19 protein-coding genes and 1 other RNA gene are annotated in these 21,998 nt (G+C 46.5%); 3 read left to right on the top strand and 17 right to left on the bottom strand.

The window, feature by feature from the left end:
* Positions 1 to 3 precede the first annotated feature (3 nt).
* Entirely contained in the window at positions 4 to 1,134 is a 1,131-nt protein-coding gene (locus tag C2747_RS09435; RefSeq protein ID WP_215331547.1) for an anhydro-N-acetylmuramic acid kinase, read from the top strand.
* Between the two features lie 16 nt (positions 1,135 to 1,150).
* Here the strand turns inward: C2747_RS09435 and erpA are convergent, their stop codons facing one another.
* The 4 genes from erpA to rplM form a co-directional block, all read right to left on the bottom strand.
* On the bottom strand, positions 1,151 to 1,537 hold the full coding sequence (gene erpA / locus C2747_RS09440) for an iron-sulfur cluster insertion protein ErpA (protein ID WP_215331549.1): 387 nt from the start codon (positions 1,535 to 1,537) through the stop codon (positions 1,151 to 1,153).
* Between the two features lie 83 nt (positions 1,538 to 1,620).
* Positions 1,621 to 2,679, bottom strand: a complete 1,059-nt coding sequence (argC, locus tag C2747_RS09445) for an N-acetyl-gamma-glutamyl-phosphate reductase (RefSeq protein ID WP_215331551.1) — start codon at positions 2,677 to 2,679, stop codon at positions 1,621 to 1,623.
* 112 nt (positions 2,680 to 2,791) lie between these two features.
* Positions 2,792 to 3,193: a 30S ribosomal protein S9 gene (rpsI, locus tag C2747_RS09450; protein WP_215305363.1), complete on the bottom strand. Its 402-nt coding sequence runs from the start codon at positions 3,191 to 3,193 to the stop codon at positions 2,792 to 2,794.
* Positions 3,194 to 3,202: 9 nt separating this feature from the next.
* Positions 3,203 to 3,631, bottom strand: a complete 429-nt coding sequence (rplM, locus tag C2747_RS09455) for a 50S ribosomal protein L13 (RefSeq protein WP_015422034.1) — start codon at positions 3,629 to 3,631, stop codon at positions 3,203 to 3,205.
* Positions 3,632 to 4,049: 418 nt separating this feature from the next.
* Here rplM and C2747_RS09460 point away from each other — a divergent pair, with 418 nt between their 5' ends.
* Positions 4,050 to 4,475 (top strand): OsmC family protein, encoded by a 426-nt coding sequence (locus tag C2747_RS09460; RefSeq protein ID WP_215331553.1) that lies wholly within the window; start codon positions 4,050 to 4,052, stop codon positions 4,473 to 4,475.
* 11 nt (positions 4,476 to 4,486) lie between these two features.
* On the opposite strand, the gene rnpB is transcribed toward C2747_RS09460, so the two are convergent.
* The 13 genes from rnpB to C2747_RS09525 all read right to left on the bottom strand — a co-directional run bounded on the left by rnpB (position 4,487) and on the right by C2747_RS09525 (position 20,332).
* An RNA gene (gene rnpB, locus C2747_RS09465) (RNase P RNA component class A) lies at positions 4,487 to 4,793 on the bottom strand.
* A 66-nt stretch (positions 4,794 to 4,859) separates the two neighbouring features.
* Complete coding sequence (pyrC, locus tag C2747_RS09470; RefSeq protein WP_215333157.1) at positions 4,860 to 5,924, bottom strand: dihydroorotase; 1,065 nt, start codon at positions 5,922 to 5,924, stop codon at positions 4,860 to 4,862.
* The gene (locus C2747_RS09475; protein ID WP_215331555.1) at positions 5,921 to 7,243 is read right to left on the bottom strand and encodes a glycerate kinase type-2 family protein; all 1,323 of its coding nucleotides are present in this window, start codon (positions 7,241 to 7,243) and stop codon (positions 5,921 to 5,923) included. The genes pyrC and C2747_RS09475 overlap by 4 nt, the downstream gene beginning before the upstream one ends.
* 9 nt (positions 7,244 to 7,252) lie before the next feature.
* The gene (locus tag C2747_RS09480; protein ID WP_215331557.1) at positions 7,253 to 9,076 is read right to left on the bottom strand and encodes an ABCB family ABC transporter ATP-binding protein/permease; all 1,824 of its coding nucleotides are present in this window, start codon (positions 9,074 to 9,076) and stop codon (positions 7,253 to 7,255) included.
* Between the two features lie 9 nt (positions 9,077 to 9,085).
* A complete protein-coding gene (gene nudB, locus C2747_RS09485; protein WP_433915496.1) occupies positions 9,086 to 9,544 on the bottom strand; it encodes a dihydroneopterin triphosphate diphosphatase in 459 nt (152 codons plus the stop codon).
* Between the two features lie 22 nt (positions 9,545 to 9,566).
* A complete protein-coding gene (gene aspS / locus C2747_RS09490) occupies positions 9,567 to 11,366 on the bottom strand; it encodes an aspartate--tRNA ligase (protein ID WP_215331558.1) in 1,800 nt (599 codons plus the stop codon).
* A gap of 16 nt (positions 11,367 to 11,382) precedes the next feature.
* Positions 11,383 to 12,036, bottom strand: coding sequence for a DUF502 domain-containing protein (locus C2747_RS09495; protein WP_215331560.1), 654 nt, complete (start codon positions 12,034 to 12,036; stop codon positions 11,383 to 11,385).
* A 64-nt stretch (positions 12,037 to 12,100) separates the two neighbouring features.
* Complete coding sequence (gene ubiB / locus C2747_RS09500) at positions 12,101 to 13,687, bottom strand: ubiquinone biosynthesis regulatory protein kinase UbiB (RefSeq protein ID WP_215331562.1); 1,587 nt, start codon at positions 13,685 to 13,687, stop codon at positions 12,101 to 12,103.
* A gap of 6 nt (positions 13,688 to 13,693) precedes the next feature.
* A complete protein-coding gene (locus tag C2747_RS09505) occupies positions 13,694 to 14,311 on the bottom strand; it encodes a ubiquinone biosynthesis accessory factor UbiJ (protein WP_215331564.1) in 618 nt (205 codons plus the stop codon).
* A gap of 52 nt (positions 14,312 to 14,363) precedes the next feature.
* A complete protein-coding gene (locus C2747_RS09510) occupies positions 14,364 to 15,275 on the bottom strand; it encodes a Tim44 domain-containing protein (protein WP_215331566.1) in 912 nt (303 codons plus the stop codon).
* 56 nt (positions 15,276 to 15,331) lie between these two features.
* A complete protein-coding gene (gene ubiE, locus C2747_RS09515) occupies positions 15,332 to 16,075 on the bottom strand; it encodes a bifunctional demethylmenaquinone methyltransferase/2-methoxy-6-polyprenyl-1,4-benzoquinol methylase UbiE (RefSeq protein WP_215331568.1) in 744 nt (247 codons plus the stop codon).
* A gap of 28 nt (positions 16,076 to 16,103) precedes the next feature.
* Positions 16,104 to 16,493 carry a gamma-butyrobetaine hydroxylase family protein gene (locus C2747_RS09520; RefSeq protein ID WP_215331570.1) on the bottom strand — a complete coding sequence of 130 codons (390 nt, stop codon included), beginning with the start codon at positions 16,491 to 16,493 and terminating at the stop codon, positions 16,104 to 16,106.
* Positions 16,493 to 20,332 (bottom strand): DUF3683 domain-containing protein, encoded by a 3,840-nt coding sequence (locus tag C2747_RS09525; protein ID WP_215331572.1) that lies wholly within the window; start codon positions 20,330 to 20,332, stop codon positions 16,493 to 16,495. The genes C2747_RS09520 and C2747_RS09525 overlap by 1 nt, the downstream gene beginning before the upstream one ends.
* 135 nt (positions 20,333 to 20,467) lie before the next feature.
* On the opposite strand from C2747_RS09525, the gene ilvA reads away from it, so the two are divergent.
* Positions 20,468 to 21,988, top strand: a complete 1,521-nt coding sequence (gene ilvA, locus C2747_RS09530) for a threonine ammonia-lyase, biosynthetic (RefSeq protein ID WP_215331574.1) — start codon at positions 20,468 to 20,470, stop codon at positions 21,986 to 21,988.
* The last annotated feature ends 10 nt before the right edge of the window (positions 21,989 to 21,998 follow it).

Below are 21,998 nucleotides of genomic sequence, written 5' to 3' on the forward strand. Positions count from 1 at the left end.
CGCATGAATAAGCCCCATCCACTCTATATTGGCCTGATGTCTGGCACCAGCCTAGATGGAATAGATGCCGTACTGGCAAAGATTGGGGCAGCTGGTGATACCAGCCTTTTGGGGTCAATGAGCACTGTATTTACCCCTGAATTGCGTAAAGCCCTTCTAGACTTACAGAGTCCCGGACCAAACGAGATTCACCGAGAAAATCAGGCTGCTAATGCCCTCGCAATAGCCTATGCAGATGCAGTCAAGCATTTGCTGGCTCAGAATGATCTATTACCTGCCGATATCAGTGCGATTGGTGCCCATGGTCAGACCATTCGTCACCAAGCCGATCTCGCTCATCATCTGGCTTATACACACCAGACCCTCAATCCATCCCTGCTTGCAGAGCTAACCGGAATTGATGTCATCGCAGACTTCAGAAGTCGCGATCTCGCTGCTGGTGGTCACGGTGCCCCCTTAGTGCCAGCCTTTCATGCGCAACAGTTTGCTGCGGATAAAAATATTGCTGTCCTTAATCTCGGCGGCATTGCCAATCTCACTCTCCTACCAAGTAAGGGTGAAGTGAAGGGTTTTGATTGTGGCCCCGGCAATATGTTGATGGATGCTTGGATTGCAGAACAGCAAGGCCATACATTTGATGAAAATGGTACCTGGGCATCTCAAGGCAAAGTCAATCCAGCACTACTTTCAAGAATGATGACTGATGCATTTTTTGCAAAAGCCCCACCAAAAAGTACAGGCCGTGACGACTTTCATTTGAAGTGGCTACAAAAGCACATTGGTACAGAGAACATCAATTCAGAAGATGTGCAAGCTACACTATTACAACTGACTGTAGACTCGTCACTCCAAGCGGTGCTACGTCATGCGCCGCAAACCCAGGTTCTAATTGTCTGTGGTGGTGGTGCACGCAATATTGCCTTACTGGAATTATTTAAAGCCAGAGCTGAAGACTTATTTAACAGCTCACTCGAGATTATGACCAGCGATGCACTTGGGATTGATCCACAACTAGTAGAAGGTCTTGCATTTGCCTGGTTAGCGTGGGCTCATAAAGAAAAACGGCCAGCAAATTTGCCAGCCGTTACGGGAGCTAAAGGTCCTAGGATTCTAGGCGCTTGCTATCCAGCTTAAGTTACTAAGTTAGTTCTTATGCGGAGAAGGAAGAGCCGCAACCGCAAGTGGTTTGCGCGTTAGGGTTCTTAATCACAAACTGTGAACCGTTGATATCTTCTTTGTAATCAATCTCAGCGCCAACTAAATATTGGAAGCTCATTGAATCCACCAACAAAGTCACGCCATTCTTTTCAAATAGGGTGTCATCTTCATTCACAGCATCATCAAATGTGAAGCCGTATTGAAATCCTGAACAACCACCACCTTGAACAAACACGCGTAGCTTCAGTTCTGGATTACCTTCTTCGGCAATCAAGTCAGCCACTTTTGCAGCGGCGCTATCCGTAAACACCAACGGGGTTGGTGGCTCAGCTAAGTCTTGTACTGGTTGTGCAGTGTCTTGCGTGGCTAATTGGGTCATGATTTACTCCTAATTCAAAAAACAATAATTCATTTTAGGCTTTTAATTCCAAGCTTGCTGAAAGGTCTTTCCAGCTAGCCCCATTATGGTGAAACAGCAATCTGAGTCAATCCAGTGGTCTCAGGCAAGCCAAACATCAGATTCATACACTGAACCCCTTGGCCTGAAGCACCCTTTACCAAGTTGTCCTCAACCACCAAAATAACTAAAGTATCTCCGTCGCCGGGACGATGAATGGCGATCCGTAAGCCATTACTACCCCGAACAGAGCGTGTTTCTGGATGGCTACCCGCCGGCATTACGTCCACAAAAGGCTCGCCTTGATAGAAATCCTCATACAGCTTTTGGAAATTCACCTTCATTCCAGCCTCAGTCAAGCGCACATACAAAGTTGAATGAATACCCCGAATCATTGGCGTCAAGTGCGGCACAAATGTCAGACCAATCTGATCATGACCAGCGATAGCCTTCAAGCCTTGGACAATTTCTGGAAGATGACGATGGCCTTTAACAGCGTAAGCTTTAAAGTTATCAGCCGATTCTGACAATAAAGTCCCAATTTCTGCCTTACGTCCAGCACCTGAAGTACCTGACTTTGAGTCAGAAATAATATGTGTGCCATCAATCAGCTGTTTGCCACCAGTAGACTTTGGTGACAGTAATGGGGCAAGGCCCAGTTGAACAGAGGTGGGATAGCAGCCAGCCAAACCCACGACGCGGGCTTTTTTAATTTCTTCACGATTGATTTCTGCCAAGCCATAAACTGCTTCAGCCAAAATTTCTGGGCAACCATGTTCCATGCCGTACCACTTAGCAAATTCTTTGACATCTTTTAAACGGAAGTCGGCAGCCAGATCCAAGATCTTCACATTATTAGCAAGCAATTCTTTTGCTTGCGCCATTGCTACACCGTGAGGTGTTGCAAAGAACACAACATCGCATTCATTTAATTTAGCTTCATCCGGTGTGGTGAACTTGAGATCAATGCGGCCACGCAAAGAGGGAAACATCTCGGCCACTGGCATGCCAGCTTCCGTGCGAGAAGTAATTGCCTGGATCTTAACTTCGGGGTGCTGCGCCAACAAGCGCAGAAGCTCCACTCCGGTATATCCCGTGCCACCTACGATGCCAACTTTAATCATGCCATTCTCCAAAATACCGACAGATGCATTTTATCTCTCTAATACGCTGACTGTAGAAACAAAAAGGGCCGCTTGCGCGACCCTTTCGATAAAACTATAGCGACTGAAAGAATTAGCGCTTGCTGAACTGCTTACGACGACGCGCGCCATGCAGACCAACTTTTTTACGCTCAACTTCACGAGCATCGCGAGTGACCAAACCTGCTTTGGACAGGGCTGGCTTCAAAGTGATGTCGTAATCCATCAATGCACGAGTAACGCCGTGACGAACTGCACCAGCTTGGCCAGTTTCACCGCCACCGCTAACGTTTACTTTGATATCAAAGGTTGTTAGGTGAGCTGTGAGAGCCAAAGGCTGACGAGCGATCATGCGTGATGTTTCGCGAGCAAAGTAAGCATCGATAGGTTTACCGTTAACAGTAATCTCACCTTTGCCAGATTTAATGAATACACGTGCTACAGAGCTCTTGCGACGACCTGTACCGTAATTCCAATTTCCATAATTAATAGCCATTTAGTTTCCTTAAATCTCTAACGCTTTTGGCTGTTGAGCCGCATGCGGATGACTGGCGTCGCCGTAGACTTTTAATTTCTTAATCATGGCATAACCTAGTGGGCCTTTTGGCAACATACCCTTCACAGCCTTCTCCAAAGCACGACCTGGGAAACGGTCTTGCATCTTGTCGAAGTTGGTCGAGCTAATACCTCCTGGGTATCCGCTGTGACGGTAATAAATTTTGTTCAAGCCTTTTGTGCCTGTAACACGTAGCTTAGAAGAGTTGATGACAACAATGAAGTCGCCGGTATCAACGTGTGGGGTGTATTCAGGCTTGTGCTTGCCGCGTAGACGGAGTGCCACTTCACTGGCGACACGACCGAGGACTTTGTCCGTAGCGTCAATCACGAACCATTCATGCACCACCTCATGGGATTTTGCAGAAAAAGTTTTCATGATTTCTCAAATTGTTATAGTCAAAAAAAGTTACTCCAACTAAACCACGTCCACCTTGGCCCTGCTTATGTTTGCAAGCTCGCAGATTCTGTAATTCACTTGGTAAAACAATTACCGCTGACTGGTTCGGTAATTCAGTAAAGCCTTGAATTGTAACCCAAAAAAAACCCAGGAACTAGTCCTGGGTTGGAATCCACCTATGTCTAAGTGGAGGAGACACTGGGCGGTAAATCAATCTCTTATATAAGACTGACTACCAATGTGGTTATTGTATCGAGAAATATGGTGCAACGCAAGAATATTGACCAAAATCAATTTTCTGATGATTTTAAGGAAAATTTGCTGAGCAGCTAAGCCCCATTATTATTGTTAAACTATTGATAATATTGATTAATTTATTAAATTAGGGGTCACTAACATGGAATGTCAAGTAAGTTGGTTAGGTAATGGCGGCATGGCGTTTTCGGCAAAAACAGGCAGTGGCCACCAAGTCACCATGGACGGACCGCCCGAAGCTGGAGGCAAAAATAGTGCCCCAAGACCTATGGAGCTGATTTTGGCGGGTACTGGGGGCTGCTCTGCCTTTGATGTGGTGGCAATCCTACAAAAAGCTCGACAAGAGATAAGCGCCTGCGATCTCCATCTGACAGCCGAGCGGGCAGAGACTGAACCCAAAGTATTTACCAAAATTAACCTGCATTTCACGGTTAAGGGCAAAAACCTCGATTTAACCAAGGTTGAGCGTGCAGTGAAGCTTTCCCATGAAAAGTATTGCTCCGCGACAACCATGCTCGCCAAAACAGCAGAAATTACTTATTCCATCGACGTCCTGAATGACGAATAAGTATTGAGAAAGTGCAGAGTCAATCGATAAGCCGGATTCTGTCGCCTAGATTTGCATCTAGGGGCAATCATTCCTCTAGGCCGGCAGTTACCTGACGGCTCAAGCTCCCTACCCGCAGACTCAGCGGGACGCCTCATCGCCTGCTTACTTGGGATTGCTCCAGGTGGAGGTTACCGCGTTTCACCGTAACTAAATACGCTCGTCTCTGTGGCCCTATTCCTCACGTCACCGTGGATGGCCGTTAGCCATCACCCTTCCCTATGGAGTCCGGACTTTCCTCCCCCTCAATAAAGAGGCGGCGATTGCCCAATTGACTCTGCGCCTGCAGTCTAACGCAGTCGCAGAAATTTAGTCTAAAAATGAATTAGGGGCTTGTGTGGCAACTTAAGCCAAGGTCCAAGCAATCGTCTCACCTGCACGCAGCGGCACAATCGTTTCGTCACCCAAAGGAAGCTCTGCAGGAATACTTTGCGCCTGCTTTACCAAAGTTACTTTCTTGGTATTGCGTGGCAATAGATAAAAATCTGGACCAAAGAAACTGGCGAAGCCCTCAAGCTTGTCCAACTTGCCAACACTCTCGAATGCCTCAGCATATAAACCTAAGGCATTAAAAGCGCTATAACAACCAGCACAACCGCAAGCAGCTTCTTTAGCACCCTTGGCGTGGGGCGCACTATCGGTGCCCAAGAAAAATCTGGGGTTGCCACTCGTTGCAGCCTCTAATAGGGCAACGCGATGTTCTTCACGCTTGAGTACTGGCAAGCAGTAGTTATGCGGACGAATACCACCAGAAAAAATCGCATTGCGATTCATTAATAAATGTTGCGGAGTAATCGTAGCGGCTATATTATTTTTTTCAGCAGTGTGCGCATCACGTACATAGTGCGCTGCTTGCTTAGTAGTAATGTGTTCAAACACAATCTTCAGCTCAGGAAAATCTTGACGTAAAGGTTCGAGCACTTCATCAATAAATACCGCCTCACGATCAAATATATCAATGTGAGCACTAGTCACTTCACCATGCACTAACAAGGGCATGCCGACAGCCTGCATTGCTTCAAGTGCAGCATAACAACGTTTAATGTCACTCACACCCGCATCACTGTTAGTTGTTGCTCCTGCAGGGTAAAGCTTAAATCCAGCAATGCCGGCATTCTTTGCTTTACGTACTTCATCCGCAGAAGTGTTATCTGTGAGATACAAGGTCATTAGTGGTGTAAAGCTAGTCACGCCCAAAGATTGAAGACTGGCTTCAATGCGACCGCGATACGCATTTGCCAAATCAACCGTAGTCACTGGCGGCTTCAAATTTGGCATGATGATGGCACGCGCAAATTGGCGCGCAGTATCCGCCAATACATCTCGCATTACTTCACCGTCACGAATATGCAAATGCCAGTCATCCGGCTGAATCAGTTGAATTTGTGTTGGGCTATTGGACATAATTATTTATCAAGCAAGATGATGCGGAAATCGTTTACGTTTGTCAGTGTAGGGCCAGTTTCTACTAAAGCATCTAATTGCGCAAAAAAACCATAGCAATCGTGCTGGTCAAGGTACTGTGAAGGGATCAAGCCTTGCTTATTAGCAGCCTGGCGAATCGCGGGAGTAAACCACGCACCAGCATTCTTTTCACTACCATCGATACCATCAGTATCTGCAGCTAGAGCTGAAACATGAGGAAGATCAGTTGATGCTGCAAAAAATGAAAGTAGATACTCACTGCAGCGGCCACCACGACCCTGAATTCCACTAGGAATAGTTACCGTACACTCACCACCCGAGATAAAGGCGATTGGTCCATTGGTCTTAGTCGATAAACACTGTCGGGCTAAGGCAGCTTGCTCTATACCTACTTCTTGAGCTTCCCCGGCAATGGTGTCACCCAAAATCACTGGCTCATAACCTTGTGTACGGACGTAGTCTGCCGCAGCCTCAAGACTTTTATAGGCCGTAGCAATCACATGATTACTAACTGCAGTATTTTGTAGATCTGCTTCTTTTAAGGTCTCCAGAACTTCACCCGCAAGACCACGCTGCAAATGAGATAAAACAGATTCTGGAATAGAGTCAGAGCTTAAGTGATATTTAACCAAAATATCCAGAGCATCTTGGAAGGTCGAATAATCTGGCGCGCAAGGTCCACTTGCAATATCTGCAGGAGCATCTCCAGTGACATCCGAAATCAGCAATGCTTCAACTCGAGCACCGCGTGCAATTGCCAGCCTTGCTAAATTACCACCCAGAATCGCTGACAAATGTTTACGAACAACATTCATCTCTTCAATTGGCGCACCTGAGCGTAAAAGCGCCTCGGTAGTCTTGCGCATATCTTCGATACTGATGCCAGCTTGAGGCAAAGTGAGCAAACTTGAACCGCCGCCGGAGATTAAGGCAATCAAAACATCGCCAGCTTGTAATTCACCAACTAAGCGGTAGATTTCCTTAGCACCGTCCATGCCGGCTTGATCAGGTACTGGATGACCTGCTTCGATAATTTGGATATGACTAGTAGGGGAGTTGTGCCCATAGCGGGTCAACACTACCCCCTCAATCATTGCATTAGGCCAATGACTCTGAGCATGCGACTCTAGGGCAGTTGCCATTGATGCACTGGCTTTGCCTGCGCCCACCACTAAACACCTTCCTTTTGGCTCCGAACCTTGAGGAAAGATCTTACCGAGATATTCAGGAACAATTTGGATTGGGTCAGCCACCGCTAAAGCCGCGGCAAAGGCATTTTTGAGAATAGTTTCTTGCTGGCTCATAAAGATATTCTAATCAAGAACGATGCGCTCTTGCATTTGCCACATTTCAGCATACCGGCCACTAGCAGCCAATAGCTCTGCATGCGTTCCACGCTCCACTATCTGGCCATGCTCCATGACCAAAATTTGATCCGCATGAATAATGGTGGACAGCCTATGGGCAATAATCAAGGTCGTACGGTTTTTAGCCAAGCCAAGTAACTCTTCCTGAAACGCCCGCTCCGTTTTAGAGTCCAGCGCCGATGTTGCCTCATCAAAAATTAACATTGCTGGCTTTTTGAGTAGGGTGCGTGCAATCGCAACACGCTGCTTCTCACCACCTGATAATTTCAGACCACGCTCGCCTACTTGGGTGTCGTAGCCATCTGGGAGATGCTTGATGAAACGATCAATCTGCGCCGCCCTAGCAGCCTCATGAACTTCTTCAATTGAAGCATTAGGGTTGCCATAAGCAATGTTGTAGCCAATGGTGTCATTAAACAAGACAGTGTCTTGAGGAACAATACCAATTGCCTTGCGCAAACTTAATTGAGTGACATCCACAATATTTTGATCATCAATCAGGATCTTGCCAGACTGAACATCATAAAAACGAAACAGTAAGCGGGCTAAAGTGCTCTTGCCAGCCCCGCTCTGCCCAACCACTGCAGTAATCGTTCCCGCAGGGATATTAAAGCTGACATCCTTCAGAATTTTACGCTTAGCCTCGTAATGAAACGAGACATTTTCAAAGCGAACATCTGGACCACGGCTTTGATCACTAACGCGTAAGGACTGGGCATTGGGCACATCCGCAATCTCCTTCTCCGTATTCAGAAGCGAGAACATACGATCCATGTCAGTCAGCGCCTGCTTAATCTCACGATAGATCACGCCCAAGAAATTCAGCGGAATATACAACTGAATCATCAGGGTGTTAACCAAGACCAAATCACCTAAGGTCATAGATCCATCAATTACACCTTGCGTTGCTCGCCATAAAATCAGGACCAATCCAATAGCAATAATTGCCTGCTGCCCAAGATTGAGTACTGCTAAAGATTTTTGTGACTTCACTGCAGCTGTTTGGTAGCGGATCAGATTTTGATCGTAACGGCTAGCCTCAAAGGCTTCGTTGCCAAAGTACTTTACTGTCTCAAAATTCAACAAGGAATCAATTGCCTTCTGATTGGCCTTGGAATCCATGTCATTCATGGTGCGGCGGAAGTGGGTACGCCATTCCGTCACCACTACTGTGAAGCCGATATACAAGACTAAGGCAACTAGCGTAATGGCAGCAAACCAAATATCGTATGCAAAAGCTAAGTAACCAAGCACCAAACAAAATTCAATCAGGGTTGGCAGGATGCTATAAAGCGAATAAGAGATCAGCGACTGAATACCACGTGTACCGCGCTCAATATCTCGGCTAACCCCGCCGGTCTGACGAGCTAAATGAAAGCTCAGTGCTAGCGAGTGTAGATGCTCAAAAACTTGTAGCGCTACTTTACGAACGGCATTTTGAGTAACGCGTGCAAAAAGCGATTCACGTAACTCAGTAAATAATGAGGCAGAGACTCTTAAAAGGCCATAGGCTAATATCAATCCAGCCGGAACTACCAATAATGCCTGGGGCGAATCTGCCTTGATATTGAGGGTATCAATCAATTCCTTCATCAAAATTGGAATGCCAAGATTGGTGACCTTGGCAGCAACCAAACAAGTCAGAGCAATCGCAACCCTAAACTTGTACTCCAATAGGTAAGGAAGTAAGTCACGAATAACCTTCCAGTCGCTACCTCGTGACGGCTTTGAATCTGCTGCTGAATGGTGATGCCCTGATGAATGTCTCATCACTCTATCTTAGTCAGTTACGCTCTGACGCGCAGAAAATAACTTGAGAATCGCTTCGCCATTACTGGGAGAGAAACATTTACTCACTGCTTCAGCATGAGGCAGCCATTGATAAGCCACGTGCTCTCTTGGTGCCAATTTGACTGAGACCTCATTTGGGACCAGTAATGAGAACCAATGCTCGGCATTTCTAGTCACTCCAGGGGCGTAACGGTGACGCCATTGCGGATAAATCTCGTACTCAATCTGGTGATGCATATCCTGCAAAGAACCCGCTGGAAGAGACTGAACATCAATTCCGGTCTCCTCAAGGACTTCGCGTGCGGCAGCCGCACTAAGATCCTCATCGAAGAAATCAATGCTACCGGTAACGGATTGCCAGAAATTCACTCTATCGGCCCGCTCAATTAGCAAGACCTCCCCGTTCGATTTGTAGATAACAACTAAAACTGAAATGGGGATTTTCAAGATGATCTAAATACTTCCTTAATTAAGCAGCAGGGGCAGCTTGGCGCAAACGAATATGCAATTCTTTTAATTGACGCTCGTCTACCGGACTAGGAGCCTGAGTAAGCAAGCACTGTGCACGCTGCGTTTTCGGGAAAGCGATAACATCACGGATAGATTCAGCACCGGTCATCATTGTGACAATACGATCCAAACCAAATGCAATACCACCGTGTGGGGGCGCGCCGTACTGCAAGGCATCCAATAAGAATCCAAACTTAACTTGAGCCTCTTCGGCACCAATATTCAAGGCGCGGAATACCTGACTTTGCACTGCTTCTTGATGGATACGAACTGATCCACCACCAATTTCACTACCGTTCAGCACCATGTCATAAGCTTTAGCTAAACACTTTCCAGGACTCGATTCGAGATACTGCATATGTTCATCTTTAGGGCTAGTGAATGGATGGTGGCATGCGACCCAACGGGCATTGTCGTCATCGTATTCAAACATGGGGAAATCAACTACCCATAATGGCTTCCAACCTTCGGTAGATAGCCCATGCTCCTTACCCCAAGCAGAGTGACCAATCTTCAAGCGCAAGCCGCCGATAGCGTCATTGACTACTTTTTCCTTATCAGCACCGAAGAAAATAATGTCGCCGTCTTTGGCGCCAGTACGTTTCAAGATGCCCTCGATAGCAGCATCATGCAAGTTCTTCACGATTGGTGATTGCAAACCATTGCGACCTTCAGAAACAGAATTTACCTTGATCCATGCCAAACCTTTGGCGCCATAGATCGCTACAAATTGAGTGTAATCATCAATTTCACTACGGCTAATCTCAGCACCGCCAGGTACGCACAAACCAACTACACGTCCACCCTCTTGATTTGCTGCACCAGAAAATACTTTGAAATCCACATCTTTCATCAAGTCAGTCAATTCTGTGAATTCAAAATTCACACGCAGATCTGGCTTGTCTGAACCAAAGCGCGCCATACCCTCTGAGTAAGGCATGGTTGGAAATGGATTAGGCAACTCCACGTTCATAGTGACTTTGAAAATATGACGAATCATGTTTTCAAATAGCTCACGGATTTCTAATTCATCCAAGAAAGCAGTTTCACAGTCGATCTGAGTAAATTCAGGTTGACGATCAGCACGTAAATCTTCATCACGGAAACACTTAGTAATTTGGTAGTAACGATCAAAACCCGCCACCATTAATAACTGCTTAAATAGCTGCGGAGACTGTGGCAAAGCAAAGAACTGACCATCATGTACGCGTGAAGGTACCAAGTAATCGCGCGCACCCTCAGGGGTGCTCTTCGTTAGCATTGGTGTTTCGATATCGATAAAACCTGCGGCATCAAGGTAGCGACGGCATTCCATGGCCACGTTATAACGTAAACGTAAATTCTTTTGCATTTGCGGGCGACGCAAGTCCAAAACACGGTGAGTTAAGCGAGTGGTCTCAGATAAATTCTCATCTTCCAATTGGAATGGAGGAGTAATGGACGCATTCAAAATCACTAGACCATGACAAAGTACTTCAATTTTGCCGCTGACTAAATCATTGTTCTCAGTACCGGCGGGACGTGCACGTACCAAACCCTTAACCTGAATACAAAATTCATTACGAACCTGCTCGGCTAGTACAAACATCTCAGGGCGATCTGGATCGCAAACAACTTGCACAAAACCTTGATGATCACGTAGATCAATAAAGATCACGCCACCGTGGTCACGACGACGGTTAACCCAACCAGAGAGGGTAATCTCTTGACCAATGAGTGATTCAGTTACCTGACCGCAGGTATGGCTTCGCATCGACATAACAATTTCCTAAAAATCAAAGATGATGGTTTGACTTAGCAGCAGTCAGACCAGTTGAACTGGTGGGGGGAACGGATCCCATTGAAACAATATGTTTGAGCGCCTCTTCAACACTCATCTCTAATTCAATAGTGTGTGCACGTGGGACGATCATAAAAAATCCAGAGGTTGGGTTTGGAGTGGTTGGCAGGAAAACATTAACGTAGTCCTCGCCCAACTTAGCCGCAACTTCTTTTGCTGGCATACCAGTCTGAAATGCAATCGCCCAAGAATCTGCATGGGGATAGCGAATTAATAATGCCTTGCTAAACGCCTGGCCACTTCCAGAAAATAAAGTGGAAGATACTTGTTGAACACTGGAGTAAATCGATCGCACAATCGGAATGCGATTCACCAAGCGATCCCAAACCTTCATCCACCACTGCCCCGCAAAATTGATTGCAAGTAATCCAGTAATCATGATGACTGAAACAACAATCAGAATGCCCACACCGGGTAATTCACGGAAATGTTGCAAATCACCAGAAAACTGATTGGGGAACACAGTAATAATGGCATGCATTACAGAACCAAAAACACCGTCAAGCAAGCCCAAGCCCCATCCAATCACCCAAATAGTGATTGACATCGGTGCCCACACCAGAATGCCTGCGATAAAGTATTTTTTCATTTGCCCACGCTTACGCTTTGCTTAACCTGGCATTTTAGCGGTTTAAGCGGCAATCGGCGACAGTCTAGTGAAGACCAAGGCCGATTATCAGAATCCCAGCCAAAAAGCCGCCCGCAAACAGCAAGGTGCCCACCAAAAGGCGATGAGTCCGTCTTTCCTGCATTAAAAGGCCTTTTAAGACCTCTAATTCAGCATTTTGCTCTCTTTGCGGACCGCGCCCTTGCGCCAAACTCTCCGCAATCAGGCGGGGCAAGGTTGGTAGTATTTTTGCCCAAGAGGGCGCTTCACTCTTAAGCCCTTCAACCAATCCACGCCAACCCAACTGTCGACTAATCCATTTTTCTAGAATCGGCTTTGCAGTCTGCCAAAGATCAAGATCAGGGTCTAATTCACGCGCTAGACCCTCAACATTGAGCAATGTCTTTGATAGCAAGGATAGTTGTGGCTGTACTTCGACCTTAAAACGGCGAGATGTTTGGAACAAACGTACCAGAACAATGCCCAAGGAAATATCTTTTAAAGGTCGATCAAAGTAAGGTTCACAAACGGAACGTACTGCACCTTCTAATTCCTCAACTCGGGTATCTGGAGGCACCCAACCAGATTCCACATGCAATTCTGCGACACGCCGGTAATCTCGATTAAAGAAGGCTAAAAAGTTGAGTGCCAAGTAGTTTTTATCGGTTTCACTTAATGCGCCAACAATTCCGAAATCCAGGGAGATGAATCGCCCAAAACTATCAGGCTCTAAACTAATCATGATATTTCCAGGATGCATATCTGCATGGAAAAAACCATGTTCGAATACTTGGGTAAAAAATATCTCCACGCCCTCTGCTGCTAATTTTTTAAAATCAACTCCAGCGGCACGCAATTCATCAAAACGACCGATAGATATACCGTTCATTTTTTCCATGACAATCACATTGGTGTGACATAGATCCCAATACATTTCTGGAATCATGAGCTTGTCTGAATCAACAAAATATCTTCTTAACTGACTGGCATTAGCGGCCTCACGCATGAGATCAAGCTCATCATGCAGGTGTCTATCAAACTCAGAAACATTTTCAGTTGGCTTTAAACGTCGACCATCAGAAGATAACTTTTCAATGACTTTTGCCAGGTCATACATTAAAGCAATATCGCTCTCAATCACCGGGAGGATGCCTGGGCGTAGGACCTTGATCGCAACTTCTCGCCCATTCCACTCTGGATGCCTCTCAGTGGCACGTAAAGTTCCAAAATGTACCTGAGCTACAGAAGCACTAGCTACGGGCGTTGCATCAAAACTAATAAAGACTTCTTCAACAGGTAAACCAAGTGCTTTCTCAATCAAAAGTCGTGATTCTGTATTAGAAAATGGCGGCACTTGATCCTGCAACTTTGCCAATTCATTGGCAATATCCTCCGACAATAAATCACGTCGAGTAGAAAGCACTTGTCCAAATTTTACGAAGATCGGACCGAGCGCTTCTAATGTCAAACGAATGCGCTCACCTCTGGGTAGCGATTGCCCTGGTGATACCCAGCAAAGAATGGTTAAGAAGCCACGAGCAATCCCAGGCTTCAGAATATCGCGTAGGAGCGGCAGTAAGCCATAACGCCATGCAGTAAAGAAAATAAAATAGAGACGGGCTAAACGACGCACAATGAATTAACCTTTTCGCTCTAAAATTTGGATACGCTTGTCTAGACGATCAACCGCATCACGCAACACACTTAATTCATTCTTACGAATTAAAAAATCTCGTTTATTCAAAAGAACTTTTCTTTCTTCACTGACATACTCAACGACATTTTCCAGTAAATCAGTCGCTGCAGATTTCCCGGCAGAAATGACTTTCTTACCTTGGCGTACGGCAAAGTTTGCAGGTGCATCGCCAATGAGGCGTGCTAGATCTTCCTCATACTCCCACCGAATTTGACCCGCTAAGCGCCCCAATAGTTGTGCCAAGTCAGCATCGCCAGTAATCTTCACTGACTTCATTGCTTGCTCCCGCAAGTTACCAGGACCACCAGCTAAAGCACTCAATGCTCCAGGGGAAACTTCTAACTCTAATGAAGGGGTATCCGCATGAGTCAATGCAAGCAGAGAGCCCTCAGGTGCTATCTCAAAAAAGAGCTGCCCAATTGGCAAACCGAGCAAAATGACTTTGCCAGCATGGCGCGCCAACTCTGCCATAGCCCATGGCTCATCCTTGAGGACATGATTTATTCCTCGGCAAGCGGCAGATGCTGCAACGTGGTGGGTGGTGGGAGATACGGTGTTCATCAGTGTAAAAAACCCGCACAAGTGCGGGCTTTCAGTGGAAAGTACTACAAGCTTAAACTAACTGAGAGATACCCGCTAGTACCCAGCCTCCAGGGCCGCTTACCGGCTTACTGAGATTCCAAATTTCAGAGAAGTTATTCGCCTGTGCGCCTACTTGTTCACGAATCAAGCCAGTGAACTGCACGCTACAGAGGTAGGTATTGTCAGCTATTTCAATTCCGAGCAACTGCGCATTGAGCGTCACTACATCGGTTTGATTAGCGCTGTCAGCGCGTCCGGCCAAGTCTTGCTCAATCGTGGCGAACATGTCTGGGGTCGTGTACTCACGTAATGCAGCTAAATCGCCCTGATCCCACGCCTTTTGCAAGCCTGAGAAAAACTGTTTAGCGTTATCCAAAAATGCGTATTCATCAAACCCTGGCGGCAGCGTTGATTGAAATGGTGCAGGCTCAGCAGCAACACCACCGAATGCACTAGCAGCTGGTGTAAACGCAGGCTCCTGTCTTGGCGCCTGGTCTAGATTGCTACGCTGCATACCTTGCGAAGTCATTTGAGGACTTTTATTAGCACCAGATAAAGTAGGCATCATTTTTCTCATGATGAACATGATGGCAAAGCCGGCTAGCGCTGCAATCAGCAACCCAGTGATCAATGAAGATGCACCCTCACCCAAACCAAAGTGAGACAAGAGGTATCCAATACCAAGCCCTGCAGCTAAACCACCCAGGATGCCTCCCATGCCACCGAAGCGACTTGGTGCTGGTGCTTGAGGAGCGGCAGCAGGTGCTGCTGGTTGAACTTGTTGAGTTGGCTTTTGTGCGGGAGTAGCTTGTTTTTGCATTGGTGCACTTGGTGCCTTGCCGATACTTCTGCCACCACCCAAACGGGCCGCATCAGCATGACCAACGGTGGCAAATATTAAGCTGATACTCAATATAGCTGCCTTGAAAAAATGCTTATTCATATTTTGATCCCCTATAGAACTACTTTAATTCTTAGCCAGCAAAAACTTCAAATTCACTAATATTTAATACCAATATGCAGCGCAACGATACCCCCAGTCATTCTGTGGGTATCTACCTCGTCAAAACCCACTCCCAGCATGATGTCCTTAAGGGCCTGGGCATCTGGATGCATCCGGATCGATTCTGCCAGGTAGCGATAGCTCTCAGAATCTTGGGCAATCTTTTCACCTAACCAAGGCAATACCTTAAATGAGTAGGTGTCATATATCGGTCCTAAAAAGGCATCTGGTTTTGAGAACTCTAGTACCAGCACTCGACCACCGGGCTTAATTACTCTGAGCATCTCTGCCAAAGCAACATCTTTATGAGTCATGTTTCGCAGGCCAAACGCCACTGTCACCACATCAAAATGATTCGCTGGGAAAGGAATTTTCTCCGCATCGAACTGAACGCAGGGTAAAGCCATTCCCTGATCAAGAAGACGATCACGGCCAACTCCCAACATGGAGGCATTAATGTCACTTAACCATACTTGAGCTTCAGAGTTATGACCCCAGCCTGCTGCACGTGCAAAGGCAGCAGCTAGGTCGCCCGTGCCACCAGCAATATCTAATACTTTTTGACCAGGGCGGACTTGAGCACGAGCAATCGTGACTTTTTTCCACAAGCGATGTAGCCCGAATGACATCAAATCATTCATGACGTCGTATTTACTCGCTACAGAATGAAACACCTCGGCGACCTTACCCGCTTTTTCAGCTTCATCAACGCTTTGGTATCCAAAATGGGTCTTACTCATATTCCTCTTTACTTAACTGAAACGACGGTTAATGGCTGCCACAAGATTTACCACCAGCAATACTCATTGGAGCATCACGATCTAGACCAGCAGCAGCTAGTTTATCTAAGTGTTCTTCCCATAATGCTTCTTGGTTCTCGCATAAAAATTGCAGGTAGTCCCAAGAATACAAACCAGAGTCATGTCCATCAGAAAATGAAGGTTTAAGAGCATAGTGACCTACTGGCTCAATATTTGCTATCAGCACTTCACGCTTACCAGTTTGCAAAGTTTCCTGCCCGGGGCCATGACCTTGGACTTCAGCCGAAGGAGACACCACTCTTAAAAATTCAAAAGGTAGGCGAAAGGTATTGCCATTCTCATAAGAAAGCTCTAGCACTTTTGACTGCTGATGCACTACAACATTAGTTGGAATCATTAAACCAACACCCTCTCAATACCGCCTTGATTTGCCTTGGCAACATAATCTTGCATCCAATCAGGGCCTAATAATTTTTGCGCCATTTCCACTACGATGTAATCGGCAGTGGTATCACTATCCGCATCAAAGCGAGCTAGGCCTTGCAGACAAGATGGGCAACTAGTGAGCACTTTGACCTCACCAGTGAAATCATCTTTACGTAATTCATCGGCAGCTTTTTCCATCTCAATCTGTTTACGGAAACGCACCTGAGTTGAAATATCGGGGCGTGTCACCGCAAGAGTTCCAGACTCACCACAGCAGCGATCATTCTTCTGAATTGCTTTGCCATCTTCTGACTGAATCAGCTCATTCACCGTCTTGAGGGGATCTTGCAACTTCATTGGTGAGTGGCATGGATCGTGATACATATACTTCACACCCGTCACATTCGAAAGCTTGACGCCCTTCTCTAGCAAGTACTCGTGAATATCAATAATGCGACAGCCAGGGAAGATCTGTTCGAACTGGTAACCTGCTAACTGGTCATAACAAGTGCCACATGAAACTACTACGGTCTTGATATCCAAGTAATTTAAGGTATTGGCTACGCGATGAAAGAGAACACGGTTATCCGTAATCATCTTTTCCGCTTTGTCGAAGTCGCCATTGCCACGCTGTGGATAGCCGCAGCAGAGGTAACCTGGAGGTAATACTGTTTGCACGCCCACATTCCACAGCATCGCTTGCGTAGCTAAACCCACCTGCGAGAACAAGCGCTCAGAACCACAACCTGGGAAATAGAACACGGCTTCCGTATCAGCGGAGGTTGTTTTGGGATCTCGAATAATCGGCACGTAATTCGCATCTTCAATATCTAAGAGCGCACGAGCAGTTTTCTTCGGCAAGTTACCAGGCATCTTCTTATTCACAAAGAAAATAACCTGCTCTTTAATATTTGGCTTGGTTACTGTGGCGGGTGGGTGCGCAGTTTGTTTGCGAGCGAACTTACGGAACACATCATTACCCAAACGCTGGAGCTTATAACCCCAACCAATCATGGTCTTGCGAAGCAAGTTGATAGTGTCTGGATCGGTGGCATTTAAGAACATCATCGATGCCGCTGTTCCCGGATTAAAGCGTTGCTGCCCCATCTTGCGCAACAAGTTACGCATGTTCATCGAAACCTCACCAAAATCAATATTGACAGGGCAAGGTGTTAAACACTTGTGGCATACAGTGCAATGTGCTGCAACATCATCAAACATTTCCCAATGACGAATCGATACGCCACGACGCGTTTGCTCTTCATACAGGAAGGCTTCGATTAAAGAGGAAGTTGCCAAAATTTTGTCACGTGGGCTGTACAGTAAATTAGCGCGCGGTACATGTGTAGAGCAGACTGGCTTGCACTTACCGCAACGCAAACAATCTTTCACGCTATCAGCAATCGCACCAATGTCGCTTTGCTGCATGATGATGGACTCATGACCCATTAAACCAAAGCTTGGGGTGTAAGCAATACTGAGATCCGCATGCGGCATTAACTTGCCCTTGTTAAAGCGACCTTCTGGATCCACGCGCATTTTGTAAGCTCGGAAATCTTTCAGCTCAGCCTCAGTCAGGTACTCTAGCTTGGTAATACCAATGCCGTGCTCACCAGAAATCACACCATCTAATGAGCGAGCCAATTTCATAATCCGATCGACAGCGCGATGAGCATCTTGCAACATCTCGTAGTCATCAGAATTTACCGGAATATTGGTATGAACGTTACCGTCACCAGCGTGCATATGCAGCGCTATGAATACACGCTTACGTAAAGTATTTTTATGAATGGCTTCCAGTTCATTGAGGATGGGCTCAAATGCTAGGCCACCAAAAATGATTCTGAGTTCAGCGCGTACTTCTGTCTTCCAGGAGGCACGTAAGCTGTAATTCTGAAGATCTGGGAAATAGTCATCCATCTGCGTCAACCAATCTGACCAACGCGCCCGCACCTTATCAATCAGTTCAAGAGCTTGCTGTACGCGATCACCCAAAATTTCAGCACTGGGGATTTCATAATCCTCATCGTTTTTGCCAAGTGGCAGAGCACTCTTTTTTAGGAAAGCTGTGAGGCCATCTAAAACTTGTAACTTATTTTTGAGCGAGAGTTCAATGTTGATACGCTCGATACCGTTGGTGTACTCACCCATGCGCGGCAATGGAATTACGACATCTTCATTAATCTTAAAAGCATTGGTGTGACGAGCAATCGCTGCAGTACGCGCACGATCTAACCAAAACTTTTTACGCGACTCAGCGCTAACCGCAACAAAACCTTCACCCACACGATTGTTGGCCATGCGCACAACTTCGCTAGTCGCAGCTGCTACCGCCTCTTCGTCATCACCAGCAATATCACCAATCAACACCATCTTAGGCATTGCATTACGCTTGGATTTAGTGGAATAACCAACTGCTTTCAAATAGCGATCATCCAAGTGCTCTAGACCAGCCAAGATTGGCCCGCCGTTCTTACTCAAGCCCTCGAGGTAGGCTTTGATTTCTACAATACTTGGAATGGCTTCTTGCGCTTGACCGAAAAACTCCAAGCAAACAGTCCGCATAAATTTAGGCATGCGATGCAAAATCCAAGTAGCGCTCGTAATTAATCCATCGCAACCTTCTTTTTGAACACCGGGCAGGCCTGATAAAAACTTATCAGTCACATCCTTGCCTAAACCCTCTTTACGAAAGCGCTTACCTTCTACTTCTAAAGTTTCTGTTTTGAGAACGCGTTCACCTGGCTCACTCCTACCGTCAGACCAAGTCAGCGCAAAGCGTACTTTTTCTGCTACGTGAATTTTTCCTAAGTTGTGATCAAGGCGCTCAACATCAAGCCAATTACCTTCTGGATCCACCATACGCCAGCTGGCTAAGTTATCCAAGGCAGTGCCCCACAGGACGGCCTTTTTGCCGCCAGCATTCATGGCAATGTTGCCACCAATGCAACTGGCATCCGCTGAGGTAGGATCAACTGCAAACACGAGTCCAGCGCGCTCTGCAGCTTCTGCCACTCTGCGTGTCACTACACCGGCACCAGTAAAGATGGTTGAAACTTCATGGACCACGCCCGGCAAACGCTTTGCCTTGACGCTATCAATCTGCTCAAGCTTTTCAGTATTAATCACTGCCGACATAGCGTAGAGAGGAATAGCGCCACCGGTATAACCAGTACCACCTCCACGCGGAATAATGGTTAAGCCCAAAGCAATACATGCTTTTACTAGGCCAGGGATTTCAGATTCGTAGTCAGGCTTCAGAACTACAAGCGGAAACTCAACGCGCCAATCCGTTGCATCGGTCACATGCGCTGCACGTGAGACACCATCAAAACAAATATTATCTGCAGCCGTGATACGGCTAAGCTCTTTGCGAGCACGCTTACGAATCTCAGTCACTTCTTTAAAGCCCTGCTCAAAACGCTCAACCGCGTGATGTGCCGCTTTTAATAAAACCTGAACTTGCTCAGCCGATTCACCGCTAGATCTTTTCTTTACCTCACCAAGGCGATGCCATAAAGCGTCAATTAATAACTGACGGCGACTAGCACTATCTAATAAGTCGTCTTGCAGGAAGGGATTACGTTGAACTACCCAGATATCACCTAAGACTTCGAACAACATACGAGCAGAGCGGCCGGTGCGGCGAATGCCTCGTAAATCATTTAGAACACGCCATGACTCCTCGCCCAGCAAGCGGATAACGATTTCACGATCGGAAAAGGAGGTGTAGTTGTAGGGGATTTCGCGAAGGCGGGGCGAACCCGCCTCGGCATCTAACAACTGATTCAAAGCTAGTGGGGCGTTCATAGCGTCATATTTGATAAATATGCATTTTAATTGAGGGATAACGATATTGACAGGAAACCAATAAAGATGTTGGCTTGGGGTGATAAACCCCTGCAAATTTAAGGGCTTAGAGCTCATTCATGGTACGCTCATTGCATGGCAACGAACTATTTAAAGAAAATTTTATCGGCCCGAGTCTACGATGTAGCTAGGGAAACGGAGCTCCAAGTAGCCCCCGAACTCACAAAGCGCTTAGGCAATCAAGTATTACTCAAAAGAGAAGATAACCAGCCGGTTTTCTCATTCAAATTACGTGGTGCCTATAACAAAATGGCCCATTTACCCCCAGAAGCTCTGAAAAAGGGGGTAATTGCAGCTTCAGCAGGCAATCATGCCCAAGGCGTCGCCCTAGCGGCGGCCAAAATGAAGTGCAAAGCAGTCATCGTGATGCCTCTGACCACTCCCAGCCTCAAAATCGATGCTGTAAAGGCCCGCGGGGGCTCCTGGGTAGAAGTGATTTTGCATGGTGAATCCTATAGCGATGCCTTTAAATACTCTGAGCTTTTAGAGAAAAAGCGGGGGCTTACCTTCGTTCACCCTTTTGATGACCCCGATGTAATCGCTGGACAAGGCACGATTGCCCTGGAGATCTTTCAGCAGCACCAAGAGCCAATTGATGCCATTTTTGTCGCCATTGGTGGTGGCGGTTTGATCGCTGGCATTGGAGAGTATGTCAAAGCGGTCAGCCCCAAAACTAAGGTGATCGGTGTTCAATCAGTCGACTCAGATGCGATGAGAAGGTCACTTGAAGCCAACAAGCGCATCGAGATGAAAGATATAGGTCTTTTCTCGGACGGAACAGCCGTGAAGTTGGTTGGTAAAGAAACTTTCCGTATTTGCAAACGTGTAGTTGATGACATCATCACCGTGAATACCGATGAAATCTGTGCTGCGATCAATGATGTCTTTACAGACACCCGCAGTATTCTGGAGCCTGCTGGCGCCTTAGCTATTGCTGGTATGAAAAAGTATGTAGATAAGCATCGTCTGAAAAAGAAAACATTGGTAGCGATTGCTTGTGGTGCCAATATGAATTTTAGTCGCCTGCGCTTTGTGGCAGAGCGTGCCGACGTTGGCGAATTCCGTGAAGCCGTTTTTGCCGTGACTATTCCGGAGGAGCGTGGCTCCTTTAGACGCTTCTGTGAGTTACTAGGCAATCGCAATGTCACTGAATTTAACTATCGTATTGCTGATCAAAGTGAAGCCCATATTTTTGTGGGCATCGGAACACAAAAAGCAAGTGATAGCAACACGATTGCAAAGCATTTTCGTAAAGCCAAGTTTGCAACGATCGATCTGACTCATGATGAGCTAGCGAAGTCCCACTTGCGCCACATGGTGGGTGGCCGCTCAGCCCTTGCCCAAGATGAATTACTTTACCGCTTTGAATTTCCGGAGCGCCCAGGGGCACTGATGAAGTTCCTCACGAGCATGGCACCGAATTGGAATATCAGCCTGTTCCATTATCGTAATCATGGTGCAGACTATGGCCGTATCCTCGTTGGTTTACAAGTGCCTAAAAATGAGCAAAAGAAATTTCAAAGTTTCTTAGCGTCACTCGGCTATCCACATTGGAATGAAACAGATAATCCGGCTTACCGCCTTTTTCTCAAATAAGAGTTAATCC

It is taken from the genome of Polynucleobacter corsicus (assembly GCF_018688255.1).
In the GTDB taxonomy this organism is placed as follows: domain Bacteria; phylum Pseudomonadota; class Gammaproteobacteria; order Burkholderiales; family Burkholderiaceae; genus Polynucleobacter; species Polynucleobacter corsicus.

Bases quoted from the DNA above. Each gene is read 5' to 3' on its own strand.
- erpA (WP_215331549.1), bottom strand. From the start codon at position 1,537: ATGACCCAATTAGCCACGCAAGACACTGCACAACCAGTACAAGACTTA.
- ilvA (WP_215331574.1), top strand. From the start codon at position 20,468: ATGGCAACGAACTATTTAAAGAAAATTTTATCGGCCCGAGTCTACGAT.
- C2747_RS09460 (WP_215331553.1), top strand. From the start codon at position 4,050: ATGGAATGTCAAGTAAGTTGGTTAGGTAATGGCGGCATGGCGTTTTCG.
- rplM (WP_015422034.1), bottom strand. From the start codon at position 3,631: ATGAAAACTTTTTCTGCAAAATCCCATGAGGTGGTGCATGAATGGTTC.
- ubiE (WP_215331568.1), bottom strand. From the start codon at position 16,075: ATGAGTAAGACCCATTTTGGATACCAAAGCGTTGATGAAGCTGAAAAA.
- C2747_RS09510 (WP_215331566.1), bottom strand. From the start codon at position 15,275: ATGAATAAGCATTTTTTCAAGGCAGCTATATTGAGTATCAGCTTAATA.
- argC (WP_215331551.1), bottom strand. From the start codon at position 2,679: ATGATTAAAGTTGGCATCGTAGGTGGCACGGGATATACCGGAGTGGAG.
- C2747_RS09435 (WP_215331547.1), top strand. From the start codon at position 4: ATGAATAAGCCCCATCCACTCTATATTGGCCTGATGTCTGGCACCAGC.
- C2747_RS09475 (WP_215331555.1), bottom strand. From the start codon at position 7,243: ATGAGCCAGCAAGAAACTATTCTCAAAAATGCCTTTGCCGCGGCTTTA.
- C2747_RS09495 (WP_215331560.1), bottom strand. From the start codon at position 12,036: ATGAAAAAATACTTTATCGCAGGCATTCTGGTGTGGGCACCGATGTCA.
- C2747_RS09525 (WP_215331572.1), bottom strand. From the start codon at position 20,332: ATGAACGCCCCACTAGCTTTGAATCAGTTGTTAGATGCCGAGGCGGGT.
- rpsI (WP_215305363.1), bottom strand. From the start codon at position 3,193: ATGGCTATTAATTATGGAAATTGGAATTACGGTACAGGTCGTCGCAAG.
- C2747_RS09480 (WP_215331557.1), bottom strand. From the start codon at position 9,076: ATGAGACATTCATCAGGGCATCACCATTCAGCAGCAGATTCAAAGCCG.
- C2747_RS09505 (WP_215331564.1), bottom strand. From the start codon at position 14,311: ATGAACACCGTATCTCCCACCACCCACCACGTTGCAGCATCTGCCGCT.
- aspS (WP_215331558.1), bottom strand. From the start codon at position 11,366: ATGTCGATGCGAAGCCATACCTGCGGTCAGGTAACTGAATCACTCATT.
- C2747_RS09520 (WP_215331570.1), bottom strand. From the start codon at position 16,493: ATGATTCCAACTAATGTTGTAGTGCATCAGCAGTCAAAAGTGCTAGAG.